Genomic DNA, 20,612 nt, shown 5'->3' on the forward strand with positions numbered 1-20,612 from the left:
ATGACTATGACATCAAACAAACCTTATTTAATTCGTGCTTTTTACGATTGGATCGTAGATAACGGATTGACACCTTATGTTTTGGTCAATACCGCCTATGCGGGTGTACAGGTTCCTCACGAGCATATCGTTGAGGCACGGATTGTGTTAAATGTATCTCCAGCAGCCACCCGTGGTTTACTATTAGAAAACGATCGCATCGTATTTACTGCACGTTTTTCAGGGAAAACCGAGCAAATTTTTGTGCCTCCTAGTGCAGTATTAGAGATCTATGCTAAAGAAAATGGCCGTGGGATTGCGTTTGAGCTGGAAGATGAGCCCCCCTCATCCCCACCTCCTGCAAGCGCTGGTGCAGATGGCGCTACGGCTATGGCTAAAAGTAAGCCAGCATTAAAATTAGTTAAGTAGTATAGGATTCGTCATCCTGAACAACGTGAAGGATTTCCTGAATGAGATATCGGTGCTATGAATTGGTATTGTTCTTTATTCAGGAGGCTCTTGGTTATAAATTCTTCAGGATGACGTGCCATAACGTTCAGTTCAAACCCGGGTCTACTAATAGCCCAATCGTTATCGGAGCAAACAGGTGATTAAACCAGAGAATGCCCTTTATCGTTGTGAACACATCAGAGCTTGTGAACAACAAGCAACGTCTGTATATAATCTTGATGAAAATGAATTAATGTCTCGAGCAGGAGCTGAGGCTTTTGCGTACATTAAAAAACTTTATCCTCAGGTAAAACATCTCGCGGTATTTTGCGGATCCGGTAATAATGCCGGCGATGGCTATGTGGTAGCTCGTTTGGCCCATGAAAATGGATTAACCGTTACGATTTACCAGGCGAAGGCCTTAGCTGATCTTCCGCATGCGGCGCAATACGCAGCATTAATGGCTCTTGATGCTGGAGTCGAGTGCCAGCCTGTTGATGAGCCTATCGAGAGTGAGGTTGAGCTCATTGTAGATGCGTTGTTAGGCATTGGCTTGCAAGGCCCAGTGCATGGGCTTATCGGTTCAGCCATTAATCAGATTAATGACAGCGGCATACCGGTGGTTTCTTTAGATGTTCCTTCGGGGCTTAATGCCGATACTGGTTGTGTTGAGAATCTTTGTGTTAAAGCTTCAGTTACTTTGACTTTTATCGCACTTAAAGCCGGACTATATACAGCGGATGCTCCTGATTATTGTGGTGATATTTATTGCTGCCCCATACATTTGGATGCTTGTGTTGCCAGGCAGCAGCCTATAGCCAGTTTGTTAGGAGCCTCTAATATTGGATTACCTTTAGCACCTCGCAAAAAAAATTCTCATAAAGGGGATTATGGGCATGTTTTGGTGATTGGGGGTGGGCTTGGTATGCCGGGAGCTATTAGCTTGGCTGCTAAGGCTGCCATGCGCACGGGTGCCGGATGCGTAAGTATTGCAACCATACCAGAGCATGCGAAAGGCGCTTTATCCTTGATCCCTGAAGCGATGGTATGGGGAATAAATTCCGCACGCGAGTTGCAACCCTTATTGGCCAGAGCAAGTGTTTGTGTTATTGGTCCTGGTTTGGGCGATAGCGATTGGGCGGTTAGTTTATTTTTAGCGGCCATTACGTCGCAATTACCCATGGTTATTGATGCCTCAGCATTAAGACTATTGGCAGAACATCCACAATTGGATGATAATTGGATATTAACACCACATCCCGGCGAAGCAGCGGCATTACTTTCTTGCTCTACAGAGCAAGTACAAAAGAATCGGTACCAGGCTGCCGCAAACGTTCAAAAGCAGTATGGGGGAGTGGTCGTATTGAAAGGAGCTGGTTCAATAATCCAAGCCCCTGAACAAAAAACCTTTGTTTGCCCTAAAGGCAACCCCGCAATGGCGAGTGCCGGTATGGGGGATGTTTTAAGCGGCATTATTGCCGGTCTTTGTGCTCAAGGTATGTCATTACCTGAGGCTGCTCGTTGTGGGGTGTATGCTCATGCACTTGCTGGGGACAAAGTTGCTTATACGCAAGGGGGCGCCGGGTTGTTAGCTAGTGATTTGTTTGATGTTTTACCTTATGTATTAAATTACTGTGAATGAGTTAAATAAAGTGGTTATTTTAGATTTACCTGACGAACAAGCAAGTGAGCAATTTGCAACCCAATTGGCTTCTTGTCTTAGCTCTCCTCTTATTCTTAGTTTTAGTGGTGATTTAGGGGCAGGAAAAACAACGATTGTGCGTGCGATGTTACGTCGTTTAGGTGTGCAGTCGGCAATCAAAAGTCCGACTTTTTCGCTGGTAGAAAGTTATCCTTATCAAAGTGGGGTCATTCATCATTTTGATTTATATCGTATTCATCACGAAGAAGAATTAGAATATTTAGGTTTTCGCGATTATTTCACCAAAGAGAGCATTTGCTGTATCGAATGGGCTGAAAAAGCAGGAAGGGCATTGCCTAAAGTAGATATTCATTTTAATTTAATTATAAAAGGGGTTGGACGCGAGGTGCAAATTACTGCATTCAGTGAAGCTAGCCAAAGAATTTTAGCTTGCCTCTCAGGGGAATTATGATCTTACGTTCTTGGTCTTTATTACTCGTGCTGTTTTTTAGCTCGCTAGGAGTCTTCGGTGGTCAACTCAAGGCAATTGTTTTAAAACAACAAAAGAATCAAACGTCCCTTTTTTTTACGCTTGATGGGCCGTTCATGCATAAGCTATTTGTCTTGTCTCAACCTCATCGTGTAGTTGTTGATTTAAAAGACACGCAATTAGCAACTAATTTAAACCATCCAAGTTTAACTAACGCACTTATTCGCCATATCCGTACAGGGAATGCTGATTTCAGAACCTTAAGATTGGTTTTGGATGTAAGCCAAAAGGTACAGATTCGTTCCGCTCCTTGGCAACCTCCTGGGGGTACATATGGTGTACGCGTTGATTTAATGTACACGAATGAGCCGGTTGCAGTGGCCGCACCCGTGCTCGCTTCTTCTGCAGCAATCGCAGTCCCAGTAAATGCGCCAGCGAAACCGCCGGTTACCCCTATACTTTCTCGACAGGCCCCAGTTAAAGTCAGCACCGGTCCCGCAAAGGCATTACGTGATGTGATTGTGGTGTTAGATGCCGGACATGGGGGTAAAGACTCGGGTGCACGCGGCCCACATGCATCTAAGGAAAAAGATGTGGTTTTGGCGATTACGCTTAAATTAAAGCGTCTTATTGATCAACAGCCAGGAATGCATGCCGTACTCACCCGCTCAGGTGATTATTATGTAGGACTTAGAGAGCGCTTGGATATTGCCCGCAAATATAATGGGGATATCTTTGTCGCGATCCATGCGGATGCATTCCATAATCCTCATTCGAATGGTGCCTCAGTATTTGCTCTATCTCAACGAGGCGCAACCAGTGAGGCGGCACACTGGCTAGCAGAAAAAGAAAACTATTCTGAGTTGGGTGGGGTGAATTTAGGTGAGTTAGATGATCGAAATGGCGTCGTGCGCTCAGTATTAATCGATTTATCACAAACCGCAACCATTAATGCTGGCTTAGAGATGGGCAAACGCGTTTTAACTCAGTTAGGCGGTTTCGCTACATTGCATAATTCACGGGTGGAGCAAGCTCGTTTTGTGGTGCTTAAATCCCCGGATATTCCTTCAATTTTGGTGGAGACCGGATTCATTTCCAATCCCCGAGAGGAACGAAATCTGACGAGCCCAGCCTACCAGTTGCGTTTAAGTCAGGCAATTTTTCAAGGAATCAAAGGCTATTTTTGGGAAAATCCACCTCATGGGTCGCGAATTGAGGCAATGGTTGCCAGCAAGTTTCATTTAGTGCGTGCAGGAGAAACTTTACCAGCAATTGCAGCACGTTATCGTGTGACGGTGAATGCATTGCAGGCAGCGAATCAATTACGGGGAATAACTCATCTGAAGGCTGGTCAAAAACTAGTGATTCCAGCGGCATGGGCATGAGAATACACCAATTACCTTCCTTAATTGCAAACCAAATCGCTGCGGGTGAGGTCATTGAACGACCGGCATCCGTAGTCAAAGAGTTACTAGAGAACTCTTTGGATGCAGGCTCTGATGCCATTATGATTGAGATTGGTTATGGTGGACTGAATCAAATCAAAATCAGCGATAATGGCATAGGCATTGTTGCGGATGATTTACCCTTAGCGATTGCGGCTCATGCCACCAGTAAAATAAGCACGCTCAACGACTTATACGCTATAGAGAGCATGGGGTTTCGTGGTGAAGCCTTGGCTAGTATTGCTTCGGTGGCTAAAGTAACGATTAGCTCCAAACCGGAAACGCAAGATACCGCGATGTCGCTGCGGGTGCAGGGCACCGAAATGTCGATTACTCCTTGTGCGCGCAATCAGGGAACAACCATTGATGTGGTTGATCTATTTTTTAATGCACCTGTGCGTAAACGATTTTTGAAAGGCGAAAAATTAGAGTTTCAGGCTATTGAAACGGTGGTTAAACGTTTTGCCTTGAGTGCTCCTGGCATTGCTTTAACTTTAAAGCATAATGGAAAACAGATTTTAGCTCTTCCTCCCGCAATTAACGAGCAAACTCGCTTAACCCGAATGACGCGCATTATGGGTAGCAAGTTTATGAAGAACGCTATTTATTTAGACGTGGAACGTGGTGCTATGCGGCTTTATGGGTGGATTAGTGATACAGGATTTCAGCGTAGTCAAAATGATCGTCAATGGGTTTATATTAACCAGCGTATGGTCAAAGATAAATTAATTACTCATGCCATTAAGCAAGCTTATGATGATTTGCTATATCCAGGACGCTTCCCTGCTTGTGTATTGTATTTTTCCATTGAGCATGGCGAGGTGGACGTTAATGTGCATCCCACCAAGCATGAGGTACGTTTTCAACAACCCCGTTTAGTTCATGATTTTTTTACTTCACAATTAGCAACTGCATTACGGTCGGTTACGGTTGAATCAGAGCCCGAAAAAAGCTATAAACCGAGTGATGAGCTTGCTACAGCATGTGCAAAAGAAATTCGTGAGCCTTATCCGCAATTGGAGTTGTTAAGTAGAGAACGAACACGCCAAGAAACAGATGTTTCTTGGGTTATTTTAAATAATCAGTATATTCTTAGTTTTGTTCAGCATAAGCCTTATCTCATAAATTTGTTAGCTTTGCATCAACATGCAGTGCGGGAACGTTTGGCGCAACAGATCTTACCTTGGGCTCATCGCCCTTTATTGGTACCGATTCGCTATAGCTTACCGCAGCAATTAGCCCATAAAATAACGGAACTAAGTCAACGCCTTGAGCAATTAGGTATTCGTTGTGAACTTACGGGTATACATGAAGTGCTGATTCGAACTATTCCTGTAAGTGTTCCCTATTTGGATTTACGTTTATTTTTGGATACTGTGAGTGCTCTCGATCAATGGAGCTTGGAGCAGCTTAGCGAATTAATGAGCCAGTCCCAGGTTTTTGACCCACGATTATTAAGTCGCGAAGAAAAAATCGAATTGGAACAGGTATTTGTTCGCCTTCATGGAGGAGAGGATAAGCGAGAAGGGCTCTTTAAGGTTTTAACAATCGAACATTGTCAGAGTTTGTTACATGTCTAAATTGATTTTTTGTTTAATGGGACCCACTGCTTCAGGGAAAACTGCTTTAGCGATTGAATTAGTTAAGCAGTATCCTTTGGAAATTATTAGTGTTGATTCCGCCATGATTTATCGGGATATGGATATTGGTACGGCTAAGCCCACCCAAGAGGAGTTGCAAGCTGCACCACATCATTTGCTCGATATTAAGGACCCCACGGAAACCTATTCCGCCGCGCAGTTTTGTACCGATGTGGCTTCTTTAGCGGATACCATTATCCAAAAAGGTAAGATTCCCTTATTGGTCGGTGGGACCATGATGTATTTTAATGCATTACAACAAGGCTTATCGCCCTTACCCGAAGCGAATCCAGAATTGCGGCAACAATTAGAAGCGGAGGCGGCTCAGCATGGTTGGGAAGCCCTGCACCAAAAATTAACACAAGTAGATCCTAAAGCGGCACTCCGCATTCATGTTAATGATACGCAAAGGATTCAGCGTGCTTTAGAGGTTTATTATTTAACCGAGACTTGTTTATCTGATTTTTTGGAGCAGCAAAAAAAAGAGTCCGCTTATACCTTTGCTAATTTCATCCTTTTTCCAGAACATCGAGCCTGGTTACATGAGCGTATCGCATTACGCTTTGAGCAGATGTTAGCGCAAGGTTTTGTTGATGAGGTACGTCGGTTACAGCATAAATGGAGTTTAACGACCAGTATGCCTTCCATGCGTTGTGTCGGCTATCGCCAAGCATTGGACTATTTAGACGGCAATGATGATTACCCGACGATGCGTGAAAAAGGTATAGCCGCTACCCGCCAATTAGCAAAAAGGCAATTAACTTGGTTGCGGCATTGGGGGGAGGGGATGCGTTTTGATCCACAAAATACAGCTTTTACTAATGAGGTTATAGCGAAAACTGGGGAAATATTAGATAATCGCTAAATGTTTTGTGGTGCATTGCACTTGATTCTTTGCCCTTTCAAATCAAAAAGGGGTATTTTCTAATTGAGGAACACAATGTTAAAAGAACAACTAGAACCAGCAAGTACAAAAAAAAATTATGTAGTACATCGTGATCAATTACCTTTAAGCTGTCCTACAGATGATATGGTTTTGTGGAATGCGCATCCCAAGGTTTATCTACCTATAGATAAAACTGGTGTAGAAGTTTGCCCTTACTGTGGTTCGCGATTTGTATTACAGAATGATTGATTCTATTTGTATTGTTCGATTATCTGCTTTAGGTGATGTCCTAATGGCGGTTCCGCTCATCAGGACATTGCAAGCCAGTTTACCTCACGCCAAATTGACCTGGATTATATCCCGGCCTGCTTTTGATTTAGTCGAAGGTATGGATGGTGTTGAGTTTATCGTAATTGATAAGCCTCATCGATTAGTTGATTATTGGCGCTTTAAAAAACAAATGAGTGGCCGGATTTTTGATGTGCTGTTAGCTCCTCAAGCCAGTTTGCGCACTAATTTTTTGTATCCTTTTATTAAAGCGAAACGTAAGATCGGCTACGATGAGCATCGTGCTAATGATGGCCATGGTTGGTTCGTCAATGAGCGTGTTACTCCAGGTTTTGAGCATACTTTGGATGGTTTTTTAAAGTTTGCCGAGGCTTTAGGCATTAAGGATAAGGTGATTCGTTGGGATTTACCAATTAGCCCTGCGGATTATGAATGGGCTGCTCAACACTTGCCAAAAAATGGCCCTATTTTGGTGATTAACCCTGCTGCAAGCAAGCCCGAGCGCAGTTGGCCTGTGGCTCGTTACATTGAAGTGTTGCGCCAGGCACAGGAAAAATGGCAGGCTCAGGTGGTCATTACGGGCGGTCCTGGTGATTTTGATAAGCAATTGGCCGAGCAAATTCTTCACGAGATTCCCGCGATTAATTTGGCCGGAAAAACAAAACCCAAGCAATTATTGGCATTGATTAGTAAAGCAACGGTTGTTCTTTGCCCAGATACGGGACCATCGCATATGTCCACTGCGGTAAATACACCAGTTATTGCTTTACATGCGGTAACCAACCCGCTTATTTCTGGTCCTTATCTTTTTCAACATTTGGTGGTGAATCGTTATCCAGAAGCTGCAGAAAAAATTTTAGGTAGCGCGTCTGTGGAGGACGTGTGGGGGCAGCATGTGCATGGTGATGAAAGCATGCAGTTAATTTCGGTTGACGAGGTAATGGATAAGCTTTCTGAAGTATTGTCTTAAGTCATATAAGAGCCATTGCCGCGTTGCTGTAGTGCAGATAAATGTTCTCATAGTCAAATCTTCAGCGTGCCGTGGCACGCCGAAAAATTAGCCTATCCATGCCGCTTTGCATTAAGACTACTTGCCTTTGGCATTGGATGACCTAGGTGAGTTTAACGATGCATCTAAATCGTTTGCGGTGGGCGTTGTGGGTCCTACGGCAAAAACGGAGAAAACACTGGCTTTTCCTTCTTTGCGTGGGCTCGTTACCGCGCCATCTTTCCGAAAGGTCAATCCAGAGAACTCCTCAGTCATCAATAGTTCACTTAACAGCTCTATGATAGCAGGTTTAAGCGATGGTATTTGGCTATCATCATAGGTGGGGGTTACTGAGCTTATTGGTTCTAGTTGTAAGCCTTTTTCGATGGCCTCATAGAGCTCTATTCGGAATAATTCGTCTTGTGTTACTGTGTCAAACATTTCAGTTGCTAATGATTGCTGGCCAAGTTGTTGGTCAATCCATGTGCCGTTGGGCTTGGATTGCTTTTCATTGGTATTCTTCAATGGTGAATTTAATGCTTGAATCGCAGTAATGATAGTCTTATACCAGGTTTTTAATGTAGTTAATTTCTGTTCACAGAGCCCTTTATCTTCTGTTTGTAAATTAATCACCCCTAATGTATTTAGGTTGTCTAATGTTAAATTTTGTTCTGCTTCCATAATAATAATGGGACTGATAAAACGGAGTACGAAGGGCGTCATCAGGGTACGCATCAGAGTACCATAGTCACGTTTTATATCACTTCTATTTACTAAATCATGGTAGGCACATTTTATGATTTCTTGCATTAGGGGCGGGATGTTTTGCGGAGCAAGTATTTGTTTCACGGTGAAGGCAAAAGCCTGCTGTAAGGCATTAATATCTTGTTGTTCTGCAGAAAAGCTTTTCGCTGTAAACTGTATTGAGTCACGTTGCTTAATACTAATCTTGTCTATTGGTTGTCTTAACATAAAAACAGCATCCCAAACTGACTTTTTATAGTCTTTAAGGCTAGGTTGTGCGATGTATTGTTGGAGTAAGGTATAAATGAGCTGGTTACCACGGCACCACTTTTCTTGGGTATCCAATTTGAATACCTCAGCAAACACACTAATTAACTTTTTTGGGGAAAGATTTTCAAATAATGTTTTAGCGATGTCTACATGATCTTTACTGCTTGCGGCATTAAGGACGGGAATACCCCAAGAATACCCTCGAGTTGTTAAGGCAATTACAAATTGAGAGGCCTTTTCGCTATCACAGGCAAATAAGTCGTCAAAATAAGTTTCCAGGTTGTCTGGTCGTGCTGAACGCGGTGATTGCTTGGCATTTGAAGATGATGCTGTGGTATTAAGTAAAGGTACTTTGTAAAAACTCAAGTTTCTCGAGCGTTTCTGGCCATATTCTCCTCTTAATTGAGTACTGCTGGATGAGCTTGGCTTCTCTTCTATCAAGGATGAGTTCAACGTAGATAGTTGAGGAATGGATGATTCGGTGTTGGAGCGTCGACGGCCATGCAGGCTTTCTTTGGGGGCTTTAGTTTTAAGTTCTGATGAGCTTGTTTCATAATTGTGCTGAAGATTAAGTGCATCCATTAATTGCGTTTCTACATGGGCTACAACGTCAGTAAAGGAGAAGTTAGTTCCTCTACTTTCTTTAATTTTCTTATATGTTTTTTCACTGGGCTTAAAAAGTTTTTCAAAATCAACTTTTGAGTTAAATTTGCTAAGGAGGGCAATTAATTCTTTTTTTACTTGCTCGTATGTTGTTTTAAGAGATTCTCCCGTGCCTTTCGTTTTGCTATTATGGCTTATGGCCGCTGTATCAATAAGCTTTTTAAGCTCTTCCAAACGTTTCAGTTCAGGGATGTTATTTAATTTTGCTGCATCAGTAGCCGTTTTTAGAATAACAACTAAGAGTTGATATTTCTCATGGATAGTTAAGTGCATTAAAAATCTCTGTGTGTCAAGGATAAAGGGGCTTATTATACACCAATAAGGTTAAAAAAAGAACTGAGAATCGGTTGTTTAGTCATTTTAAAAAATGCCTAATATTTTTGAAATAACCTCGCCAAAACATAGTTGATTTATCAAAAGATTTTATGCGATTCTAATCCTCCCCCCTTGGTTGTATTTAACCATTTTATTTAAGGAAGAATGTATGGCTAAAGTTCTTTGTGTTCTTTATGATGACCCAGTTACTGGGTATCCTAACTCTTATGCGCGTGATGATTTACCAACTGTAGCGCATTATCCTGATGGCCAAAGTTTGCCTACACCACAACATTTGGATTTTAAACCAGGGGTCTTATTAGGCTCTGTCTCTGGTGGATTGGGCTTGCAACAATTTCTTGAAGCGCAAGGGCACCAGTTTGTAGTCACCTCCGATAAAGATGGTCCTGACTCTGTTTTTGAACGGGAGTTAGTTGATGCGGACGTGGTGATTTCACAGCCCTTTTGGCCAGCTTATTTGACTGCTGAGCGTATAGCCAACGCGAAGAAACTTAAATTAGCGATAACTGCGGGTATTGGTTCTGATCATGTCGATTTGCAAGCCGCTATGGAACATAATATCACGGTTGCTGAAGTAACTTATTCCAATAGCATCAGCGTGGCTGAGCATGTGGTGATGATGGTTTTATCCTTGGTTCGTAATTATATCCCGTCTTATGAATGGGTGATAAAGCAAGGATGGAATATTGCTGATTGTGCGACCCGCTCTTATGATCTTGAGGGAATGACGGTGGGCACTGTGGCGGGTGGACGCATTGCAGTTGCGGTAATGAAGCGTTTGAAGCCCTTTGGCGTTAAATTACATTATACGGATCGCCATCGCTTACCAGAACATGTTGAAAAAGAGCTGGGACTAGTTTTTCATGAGGACGTTCATTCGTTGGTGAAGATTTGTGATGTAGTTTCGATTCATTGTCCATTGACACCTGAGACATCAAATATGTTTGATGAGCACTTAATTAGCCAAATGAAACGTGGTGCTTATTTGATTAATACGGCGCGTGGTAAAATTTGTGATCGCGATGCAATAGTGAGGGCTTGTGAAAGTGGGCAGCTAGCTGGTTATGCTGGGGATGTTTGGTTCCCTCAACCCGCACCTAAAGATCATCCTTGGCGAACAATGCCTCATCATGGCATGACCCCCCATATTTCCGGTACTAGCCTTTCGGCCCAGGCACGTTATGCAGCAGGGACGCGTGAGATATTGGAGTGTTGGTTGGCTAAACGACCTATTCGAGATGTGTACTTGATTGTCGATAAAGGGCAGCTTGCAGGAACTGGTGCTCACTCTTATACCCCAGGAAATGTTACTGGAGGTTCTGAGGAAGCCATTCGTTTTAAGGATAAGAATTAACAATTCAGAGTATCGTGATTACTATGCAACTAATGGCACTTATTTCAATTTTTCTGCCAATAAGACGCACGAATTACCGCGGCTTGACCGCGGTATTCATAAGCTCGGACTGAGAAGCAAGAAAAATCTTCGATACCATAGTTAAACCGCGATAATTTGCTTCTTCTATACGCGAACAATCATTGTCGTTGAGCTAACGCCTCCACTGCTTCCTTATATAAGGTCTCAACTAATTGGCTCGCACTCATGTTGCGAATTAAATTAACTCCTTGGCCCGCCCATAGGGATAAAAATTCTGATTTGCCTAACTCCGTTGCTTTTTTTCTGATATCTCGTGTAAACGCATTTTGCGCGGGGAAGGGTAAAATGGAAGCGTACTCCATTTCCAACATAAACCGGTTTGGTATTCCTCGTGCCCAGCGACCAGAAAATACGCGGGTCAGTCGTGTTCCTTTATCTTGGACCTGATTTAATGCTACTCGATAGGGCGCTGAAGTCCCTGCCTCCTCGCATAAAAGAAATGCAGTGCCCATTTGTGCAGCTTGGGCACCTAGGGTTAGGGCGGCAACGATACCGCGGCCATCCATAATACCGCCACTAGCAATTACAGGGATCTTTAGGTTTTGCGATAAAATGCGGGTTAAGGCAAAGGTCCCTATTAGCGAATCATACTGCTCTGGGGTAAAAGTCCCACGATGTCCACCGGCTTCTGCACCTTGGGCAATTACGGCATCCACCCCGTACTCTTGTAGGGTTAACCCTTCTTCCAAGGTGGTTGCTGTACCCATGGTAAAAATTTTTTGCCGACGGCACTCTTGCAACAACTCTTTTTTTATGAGGCCAAAAGTATAACTTAATACTGCAGGACGACATCGTAATACACTAGTGAATTGTTCCTCAAAATTTTCTGCGAAGGGTGCCTCCAATGAGGGCTCTGTGAGGCTAAGCTCTTGCCGATAGCCTTGGGTGGCATTGCAAGCTGCGTTAATCGCCTCTTGGCTCAGGTTAGGTGGGCGTGCAGGTGCAAATAGATTAACGCCAAATGGGTGCCGGGTGAGTCTTTGTGTCTCTTTAATCGTTTGTTCAATGCTTTGGGGAGATAAATAAGCTACCCCTAAGGAACCTAAGCCGCCAGCATTAGACACTGCAGCAACTAATGCCGGAGTCGTTGGGCCCCCACCCATAGGAGCTTGGATAAGGGGCCACTTTATGTCTAATTGCATACAGAATGAATTGTGGAGTAGGGTATGGGGCATAATGTGTCATCCTTTTCATTAACGTTTAATTTGTTTGCTTTATAACCAGTACCTCATTAAAAAAGCAATTAATACGTTGCTCCAACCAGCATTTAGAGTGGTGTTTATTTTTGCCCGTAATAAAGCCTACATGACCACCATGTTGGCTTAATTCCAGTATTATATTCTCGGATAACTCTTGAATTCCAGGGATTGTGGTTGGGGTCATAAAGGGATCATCTAAGGCGTGAATAATTAAGGTGGGCACGGTAATGCCGCTTAAGTATTGTCGAGAGCTGGCCTTTCGATAATAGTCTTCTACACTGGCAAATCCATGTAAGGGGGCGGTGATTTGTTGGTCAAACTCATAGAGTGTTTTTAAGCCAAGTAAGCGCTCCTCTGATATAGACAGTTGGCAGTTTACAATGTCTAGCTTCTGCAAAAATACCGCTCGTAAGCGCTGTAACAAGTTTGCTTGATATATTCGAGCAAACCCCTTATTAATATGATTTACTACATCATGCAATTGAAAGGGTACTGAAACTGCAACTGCCGCATCAATTAACGCCTCTGAGCCTGCCTCACCAAGCCATTTCAGCAGGACATTACCTCCTAAGGAAATTCCAACTGCGGCTTTTTGGGTATTAGGTTCCCTGGTTTTTAACAGTTCAAGGACATGGGATAAATCTGCGGTATCCCCTCCGTGATAAGCGCGAGGCAGGCGATTGGGTTCGCCACTTGCTCCACGAAAATGCATGAGCACTCCCCGATAACCGGATTTATTAAATGCGGACAGTAGACCAGCTACATAGGCAGAGTTAACACTGCCACCTAAACCGTAAAGTAAAACTACCAGTGGGGCTTTGGAGCTAAGTCCATTAATTGCCCAGGCAAGATCAATAAAATCTCCATCGGGTAATTCAACGCGTTCGTGGAAATCAATCGGTGCCGGTAAACGATTAGTTAGCGTGCGATACAATGTTTGGCCATGTTTATTTGTTAGCCACCAAGCGGGCTTGAATTCACTATGAATAATCACGATACAACATCCAAAAAGTTATTTTTACCTATTTAGTATAAATTTAAAACAACAAGAAATAAAATCCGCAGTGGCTCACACGGGGACTATTCAGAGGTAAATTTGCAATCCATCAATGAGATAGCCTTGGTTTTATTTATCCACTTATGACCCAACCAAATGCATAAAAACAAGGGAATACAGATATATGAAATAAGTAAACCATACCAATCAATAGGATTTGCTATGAGTGCCGAGTAGTTTTGCCCCCCTATGACAATCGTGCATAAAACAAAAGCACAGATAGGGCCAAAAGGATAGCCTTTGGCGACATAAGGCAGTTTGGACAGATCTTTTCCCTGACGTACATAGGCTTTGCGAAAACGATAATGGCTAATGGCAATACCCATCCAGGCAATAAATCCAGAAAGACTGGTGGCATTGAGTAACCAAAAATAAACCGTACCATTGCCAAATACAGAGGATAAAAAGGCAAAAATGGTCACGCTACTGGTTAAGGCCAAAGCATAAACCGGTATTCCTCGATGATTTACCGTAGAAAAAACTCGCGGCATATGACCTTCTTTGGCCAGATACCACATCATTCTACTGCTTATATACATGCCTGTATTGGCAGTGGAAATAATGGCAATTAAGATGACGGCATTAACGATACTTGCTGCAAAATTTTCATGATATTGCTTGAGCACCAAGGTAAAGGGGCTGGTTATGACATCCTCAGTAGCAAGTTGCGGTGCATTATAGGGCAATAATAGACTAATAATGAAAATGGATAAGATATAAAATATTAAAATTCGCCAGAAGACCATTTTTATGGCTTTGGGGATATTTTTCCGTGGGTTAGTGCTTTCTCCCGCGGCTATACCTATGAGTTCTGTACCTTGAAACGAAAATCCAGCGACTACGAAGGCGCCGATTATCCCGCTCCAGCCTCCATGGAAAGGGCCATCACCAACGTACCAGTTGTGAAAACCTCCGGTTTGTTGACCTGCAACCCCAGTAACTAAAAGAAAACCAGTGACAATAAAGAGTACGACCACCGTAATTTTGATAAATGATAACCAGTACTCTACCTCACCAAAAGTTTTAGTGGAGATGGCATTAAAGCCAATGATTAAAAAGGAAAAAATACAACACCAAATGAAGGGGGAGCTGTCAGGAAACCAATAGCGCATAATCAAGGCTGCTGCTGAAATTTCGGAAGCAATATAAATGGCATAGCTATACCAATAGTTCCATCCTAAAGCATAACCTAAAGATGGATCGCAAAATTCTGAAGCATAAACATAGAAAGACCCAGTTGTCGGCATAAATGAGGCCATTTCGCCTAGGCCTGTCATCAAAAAATAAACCATAATGGCCATTGTACAGTAGGCAAGTAAGGTACCTCCTGGGCCTGCTAAGGCCAAGGCACTGCCGCTGGCTAAAAAAATCCCAGTGCCAATTGAGCCCCCCAATGTGATCATAACTAGAACACGAGCGCTAAACTGTCGTTGTAGGGTGGGTTCTTTGGCTAATTCCTGCATTATCAATCCTTGTATCTTGAGAGTAAACACTCTCTCATCATTTATAGGGTTAATAGACCCTAGTCATTAAGAAACTCACACAGCAAGCGCTGGAAATGATGTGTTCCTTGTTCTTTTGTGGGGGAGAAACGTCCAGTATCATAAAAGCGAGAGCGAACCCCTTTCTGCACCGACTCCACAATGGCTTCATCTTCACGCTCGACCTTATCCAGATCACCTCCTGCCCCTTTGCCTAATTTTGCTTCGTCCAAAACATAGGTCAAAAATGAAACTTTAGTTAGCTCTGGCCCAAGGGGTTTGACTACGTTAACCGAGCACCCCCAGGGGTAGAAATTGAGCATGGTATTGGGGAATATCCAATAGTAATAGGCGGCCACTTGTTTGCCATAATCAGGTGAGTCTTTAGGTAAATCAAAGCACTCTTCTCCTGGATTGGCTAAGGCAAGTTGTAAATTACAATAGGGATATAATTCAGTGCTGTAGGTGGTGCAATCAATCACTTTTCTTAATGAGTGGTGTACGAATGGAATATGTAAGGCTTCAAGGTAATTTTCGCAATATAACGCCCAATGTGCTTTGACCAGGTAATCTCGGGAGCGATTACTATCCAGGCGCATTTTTTCCATAGGAAGCCAATAAAGACGTTCCTGTATCTCGCTAAAGACCTCATTGAACGGTATCTTGGGGGTTAATGATGCGAAAAGAAAAGGGGATAGTTCACCGAAAGGGATTTGGGGTAAATTATCTTTTGCGGAGGGAAAATTGCAGGCTTTTTCAAATTCAGGCATATGCAAAAACTCTCCGTGCAAACTGAATCGACGGCCATGGTAGGCGCATTTAATTTTCTCGGCAGTGCAGGGGACATTAATGAGAATATTTCCGCGATGAGTGCAGACATTACTTAGGCAGTGGATTGTATCGTGATGGTCACGCACAAATAATAAGGGTTCATCCAAAAGCCCTGGGAGCAAGGTGAAGGGAATTAATTTGGCATCTAATTGTAATTCTTCGGTACTCAAACAAAATTGCCAGGTCGTGGCGAATATCTTTTCTTTGGTCTGCTCGTACCAGTCTACAGAGGTGTAGAACTGGGCTGGCAGGGTAGACGCTTTTTCAATGTCCGGATCAACGTACAGTCTATTCATTACAAAAATCCTTTAATTAATACTGTATCCAATTTTTTTCGGGTATCCTTTCACCAGAAATTGTCTCGTAGGATTTAAAAATATCACCGTCTTGGGACAATAAAATGGCAATGGGCCGAGTTGCCTCGAAATGAGCAAATATAATCATCATCATTACGGTAATGGGGACAGAAAGAAACATTCCCATAACCCCCCAGATCGTGCCCCAAACTGTTAATGAGAGCAAAATAGCTAAGGGGCTTAAATTCAATGAGTTACCAAGAAAACGTGGTTCAACTATGTTACCGACTAGAAATTGTATTGAGCCAAGACCAATAATAATTTCTAGAAAATGGAGCCAGTCAGCAAATTGTACTATAGCGAGAGTGGCTGGGAAAAAAATGGCAATAATTGCGCCGATATTAGGAATAAAATTGAGGAAGAAAATGAGGAGAGCCCAAAACTCGGGGAAATCGACTCCCACCCATTTCATAATGAACCAACTTGCCATTGCCGTAGCAATACTTAACAGCGATTTTAAGCCTAAGTAAATTTGGGTATCGTTAACAATATGGGTCAAAATATTATTAACTAACTGCTGATTTTCTAGCGAGGGCACTAGGGCATCGATTTTTCTGAGGAAGTAGTGCTGCTCCACAAATAAAAAGGCAACATATAAGGCAATGAGTACGGTGGAACTGGCAAGAGTGGTAAAAACCCCTGAGATTTTTAGAAGCATCGTTTGAATATTAATGGTTTTTATTATGTTGTTAACATTAGTTAACACTTCAATGTGATATCGCTTATCAATACCATCAATAATGGACAACAAATGCTCTTGGTAACGTCCTGAAGCATAAACAACATTGCTGACGTTATTTGAAATAATATTCACGAAGATACTGATAAAAATTGCAGTAACGCCAAAGGCTAAAACCATACTTAGCCAGTTAGGAAGTAAAACACCAATTTTGGGGGTACGCTGAATAATACTACTAATAGTATTTAGGATGTGCCAAATAAAGATTGCCAAAACAACGGGTATTAAGATGCTGCTGCCAACGATAAGAAAATAACCTACTATCCATACGATAACTAAGCTGGCTGCAAATCCAATAACGCGCCCCATTGTTTTATCTCTTTAAAGTGAATTCACGTTAATATACCTACTTTTTTTGAGCTGTGCTATTCCTATCTGCAGCGGTGGGGCTGGCTTAGGAGAAATCCTTCTTACTTTCTCCCTAACAGCCATTAAGTTAAAGAAATGGAGTAACCTACACTTTATACAATCTTTAAGTTAATGGTAGTGAAGGGATAGGGATGAATGGATGTTACTTACCCCCAAAAACTCGATAAGACGTTCCCGGAAGAGATTTTGCTTCATACATTGCTGCATCTGCTTGTAATAAGACGGATTCACTGCTGATATAACGATTATTATGACAGTTAACGATGCCAATGCTGAGTGTAATCGGAAGGTCATTTCCAGATAAATTAAATGGTCTGTCCATCAAGGAGGCAATTTTTTTTGCGACAATTTCGCTTTGATGGGGGTCAGATAAATTTTCAAGGAGGATTGCAAACTCATCCCCTCCAAAGCGGGCTACCACGTCATAGGAACGCAGTGATTGTTTAAGGCGCGAGCTTACTTCTTTCAGTAATTTATCTCCGGCAATATGTCCATATGTGTCATTAACTTGTTTGAATTTATCGAGATCAAGCAAGAGTACACTAATGATGCCTCCCAGTTGCCTCATTTTTGCCAGCGCAATTTCCAGGCGATTTTCAAAGAGCATGCGATTGGCAAGTCCGGTTAACATATCGAAATTGGCTCGTATAATGAGCACATCTTCGAATTGTTTCCTTAATACGGCATATTGGATCGCACGTTTGATCAATGCTGCATCCAATTGATCTTTAAATAAATAATCTTGAGCTCCTTGCTTGATGGCTTCAAGAGCCAAACGTTCATCTTTATAACCGGTTAAAAAAATAATAGGCAATTTGGGGGACATATTCTGAATACTATGTAGTCCATTAAATCCGTGAGAGTCCGGAAGAGTGCGATCCAATAATGCGACATCAAACTCTTGTTCAGAGACAATCTTTAGCGCTTCGCTAATTGTTGAGGCTCTTTCCAATAGATGAGCTTGAGGCATAGCCTGCTGTAATACCTTGCTAATAATCATTGCATCACCAACAGAATCTTCAATGAGCAAGATTTTTAGAGGATTAGAGGCAGATGAATCGTGCATCATTTTTTCCTAAGTTATTTAACTTATCCGTAAGTATCGTTACTGCGAGGACATCAACGTATTTTACCTGCTATTATAATACTAGTCCTCTTCTTCAGGCATGTAAAATGTTATCATGTTTTGGAAGGGTGAGGGTGAAATTGCTACCAATTCCTACCCTTGATGTGACTGATAAAGAACCATTATGATTTTCGGCAATTTTTTTGCAAATTGAGAGACCAAGTCCACTTCCTTTAATTGAATCCCATGCGTGTAGGCGCCGAAAAGGTTCAAAAATCTCTTTAATAAATTGCTCGTCAATTCCCAGCCCATTGTCTTGGATGGTGATTTTCCAATAGGGATCCGCATCCTCTATACCAATATGAATCACAGGGATATTACCTGGTGCTTGATATTTGATGGCATTGGTAATCAGGTTTTGCAGCACGCGCATAATCTGCATGGGGTTACCATAAAGCGTAGGCAGGGGCTCATGGGTTACTTCGGCCTTTTGTTCTTCGATTAATGCTTTGATATTTTCTAATGCGCTTTTTAAGATACTTTCTCCATCAAAGAAGATATTCTCAGAGTCTTCATGAATACGGGAATAGGCAAGTAAATCATTAATCACGGCACGCATACGCAGGCCTGCATCGGTCATAATTTTTAAATACTCTTTACCCTCCTCATCAAGTTTATCTTGTTTTTCAGTTAATAATAGTTCGCCGAAATTATTGATCATACGTATTGGTTCTTGTAAATCATGGGAGGCCACATAAGCAAATCGCTCTAATTCTGCATTTGAGCTTTCTAAGGCTTGTAGGAGCTTTTTATTTGCTGCCTCTGCTTTCTTGCGATAGGAAATGTTTTGTACTAGCGAAACAAAGTATTTGGGGGTGCCATCATTATCCCAAACTAAAGAGACACTTAATAATCCCCAGACAAGATGACCATCTTTGTGAATATACCTTTTTTCCATTTGATAGTTGTCAATTTGTTTATTGAGCATCAAAAGCACATTTTCCAAATCAGTTTCTAAATCGTCAGGATAGGTTAGGGTTTGAAAGTCACTTTGTAGTAATTCTTCCTCACTATAGCCGAGCATGGTGCACATTGAGTGATTCACGTTTAACCATTTTCCTGTAGGTGAGATTAAGGCCATCCCGGTGGCGGCATGTTGCATGGCTGAACGGAATATTTCTTCACTGGCTTTGGTTGCATCTTCAGCGGCTTTACGCTCAGTGATGTCGCGTGCAATGGTGGTAAGGCAGGCTGGTTCTCCCATTGCATTTCGATGTAAGGTCACTGATTGTAAGACAGGGATTTCGCGGCCATTACAGTGTAATAATGCTAATTCTCCAGTCCAAAATCCTTTTTCAAAGGCGGTGGGGATGACCTCGTTAATTACTTTTTGTACGGCCCAATAAGGATGCATGTCGGAAATTTTCATCGATGACATATCATAGTCATCAGGTAAACCAACCATCCGTTTAGCACTTCGGTTATGGTATAATAAATTTCCTTGTAAGTCGGCAATTCCTACGAAATCAGATGATTCTTCGATTAGAGCAATTAGTCTTGAGTGTTCCTCTTCCATTTTGCGGTTTTCAGTGACATCTCGAATTATATTAACAAAACCTGCTAATCTTTGTTTATCGTTATATATCGGCTCCATTAATATATGTGCCCAAAAGGGGCTGCCATCTTTACGTATTCGTATTGCCTCACCTTCAAATTTGCCTTTTTTTTGGGCAATGGTTATTATATTTGTAGGGATGCCTCTCGCGATATCTTCATGGGGATAAAACAGGGAGGAGTGTCTACCCACGATTTCTTTTTCTGAATACCCATAAACTCGTTGTGCACCAATATTCCAACTTTTTACATGGCCTAAAGGGGTTAGGGTGAAAATTGCATTGTCTTTGATGCTGTCTAGAATCATTTTATAGTGCTGTTCGTTATCAAAGAGAGATTTACTTTTTTCGTGTGACTTAAGTATTAAATACATACATACGGCCATTAGAATGGTTATCAGTAAGCAAAAAGTAAAAATAAGCATTACAACATGGAAGGCAGAAGAAGGCTCCCCTATCCAACGGTGTAGGGTAACTAATGCAAAACTCATCACAATAATCAGGCATAAGAAGATGAACCACATCCATGCGTTGAGTTTTTTATAATTAATGTCTGTCATCATTTTCCAAGGATTCATAAGAAATTATTTTTATATGTACAGGTAATTTTCTCCAAAATTTCCGCTGATAATGGACGTTAAATAT

At 42.1% G+C, this 20,612-nt stretch carries 17 protein-coding genes; 9 read left to right on the plus strand and 8 right to left on the minus strand.

Going from position 1 to position 20,612, the window contains the following annotated elements:
- The 8 genes from E1P08_RS08305 (at position 1) to E1P08_RS08340 (ending at position 7,790) form a co-directional block, all read left to right on the plus strand.
- Complete coding sequence (locus E1P08_RS08305; protein ID WP_133136570.1) at positions 1–408, plus strand: ClpXP protease specificity-enhancing factor; 408 nt, start codon at positions 1–3, stop codon at positions 406–408.
- 178 nt (positions 409–586) lie between these two features.
- Positions 587–2,071: an NAD(P)H-hydrate dehydratase gene (locus E1P08_RS08310; RefSeq protein ID WP_133136571.1), complete on the plus strand. Its 1,485-nt coding sequence runs from the start codon at positions 587–589 to the stop codon at positions 2,069–2,071.
- Entirely contained in the window at positions 2,064–2,543 is a 480-nt protein-coding gene (tsaE, locus tag E1P08_RS08315; protein WP_423202212.1) for a tRNA (adenosine(37)-N6)-threonylcarbamoyltransferase complex ATPase subunit type 1 TsaE, read from the plus strand. Before E1P08_RS08310 ends, tsaE begins: the two co-directional genes overlap by 8 nt.
- The gene (locus E1P08_RS08320) at positions 2,540–3,946 is read left to right on the plus strand and encodes an N-acetylmuramoyl-L-alanine amidase family protein (RefSeq protein WP_133136573.1); all 1,407 of its coding nucleotides are present in this window, start codon (positions 2,540–2,542) and stop codon (positions 3,944–3,946) included. Before tsaE ends, E1P08_RS08320 begins: the two co-directional genes overlap by 4 nt.
- A complete protein-coding gene (gene mutL / locus E1P08_RS08325; protein WP_133136574.1) occupies positions 3,937–5,586 on the plus strand; it encodes a DNA mismatch repair endonuclease MutL in 1,650 nt (549 codons plus the stop codon). The genes E1P08_RS08320 and mutL overlap by 10 nt, the downstream gene beginning before the upstream one ends.
- The gene (gene miaA / locus E1P08_RS08330; RefSeq protein WP_133136575.1) at positions 5,579–6,511 is read left to right on the plus strand and encodes a tRNA (adenosine(37)-N6)-dimethylallyltransferase MiaA; all 933 of its coding nucleotides are present in this window, start codon (positions 5,579–5,581) and stop codon (positions 6,509–6,511) included. Before mutL ends, miaA begins: the two co-directional genes overlap by 8 nt.
- Before the next feature lie 75 nt (positions 6,512–6,586).
- Complete coding sequence (locus E1P08_RS08335) at positions 6,587–6,781, plus strand: zinc-finger domain-containing protein (RefSeq protein ID WP_133136772.1); 195 nt, start codon at positions 6,587–6,589, stop codon at positions 6,779–6,781.
- Positions 6,774–7,790: a glycosyltransferase family 9 protein gene (locus tag E1P08_RS08340; RefSeq protein ID WP_133136576.1), complete on the plus strand. Its 1,017-nt coding sequence runs from the start codon at positions 6,774–6,776 to the stop codon at positions 7,788–7,790. The genes E1P08_RS08335 and E1P08_RS08340 overlap by 8 nt, the downstream gene beginning before the upstream one ends.
- Before the next feature lie 117 nt (positions 7,791–7,907).
- Here the strand turns inward: E1P08_RS08340 and E1P08_RS08345 are convergent, their stop codons facing one another.
- On the minus strand, positions 7,908–9,758 hold the full coding sequence (locus E1P08_RS08345; RefSeq protein ID WP_133136577.1) for a RasGAP domain-containing protein: 1,851 nt from the start codon (positions 9,756–9,758) through the stop codon (positions 7,908–7,910).
- A 211-nt stretch (positions 9,759–9,969) separates the two neighbouring features.
- Between E1P08_RS08345 and E1P08_RS08350 the strand changes: the two genes are divergently transcribed.
- The gene (locus E1P08_RS08350) at positions 9,970–11,175 is read left to right on the plus strand and encodes an NAD-dependent formate dehydrogenase (protein WP_133136578.1); all 1,206 of its coding nucleotides are present in this window, start codon (positions 9,970–9,972) and stop codon (positions 11,173–11,175) included.
- 179 nt (positions 11,176–11,354) lie between these two features.
- Here the strand turns inward: E1P08_RS08350 and E1P08_RS08355 are convergent, their stop codons facing one another.
- The 7 genes from E1P08_RS08355 to E1P08_RS08385 all read right to left on the minus strand — a co-directional run bounded on the left by E1P08_RS08355 (position 11,355) and on the right by E1P08_RS08385 (position 20,530).
- Positions 11,355–12,431 (minus strand): NAD(P)H-dependent flavin oxidoreductase, encoded by a 1,077-nt coding sequence (locus E1P08_RS08355; RefSeq protein WP_207387349.1) that lies wholly within the window; start codon positions 12,429–12,431, stop codon positions 11,355–11,357.
- 25 nt (positions 12,432–12,456) lie between these two features.
- On the minus strand, positions 12,457–13,449 hold the full coding sequence (locus tag E1P08_RS08360; protein ID WP_133136579.1) for a hydrolase: 993 nt from the start codon (positions 13,447–13,449) through the stop codon (positions 12,457–12,459).
- Positions 13,450–13,535: 86 nt separating this feature from the next.
- Entirely contained in the window at positions 13,536–14,975 is a 1,440-nt protein-coding gene (locus tag E1P08_RS08365; protein WP_133136580.1) for an amino acid permease, read from the minus strand.
- 59 nt (positions 14,976–15,034) lie between these two features.
- A complete protein-coding gene (locus E1P08_RS08370) occupies positions 15,035–16,120 on the minus strand; it encodes an SRPBCC family protein (RefSeq protein ID WP_133136581.1) in 1,086 nt (361 codons plus the stop codon).
- 16 nt (positions 16,121–16,136) lie between these two features.
- Positions 16,137–17,228: an AI-2E family transporter gene (locus E1P08_RS08375; protein WP_133136582.1), complete on the minus strand. Its 1,092-nt coding sequence runs from the start codon at positions 17,226–17,228 to the stop codon at positions 16,137–16,139.
- Positions 17,229–17,430: 202 nt separating this feature from the next.
- Complete coding sequence (locus E1P08_RS08380; RefSeq protein WP_133136583.1) at positions 17,431–18,357, minus strand: diguanylate cyclase response regulator; 927 nt, start codon at positions 18,355–18,357, stop codon at positions 17,431–17,433.
- 91 nt (positions 18,358–18,448) lie between these two features.
- A complete protein-coding gene (locus E1P08_RS08385; protein ID WP_165485131.1) occupies positions 18,449–20,530 on the minus strand; it encodes a PAS domain-containing sensor histidine kinase in 2,082 nt (693 codons plus the stop codon).
- Positions 20,531–20,612: the final 82 nt, after the last annotated feature.

It is taken from the genome of Legionella rowbothamii, from assembly GCF_900639985.1.
GTDB lineage: Bacteria > Pseudomonadota > Gammaproteobacteria > Legionellales > Legionellaceae > Legionella > Legionella rowbothamii.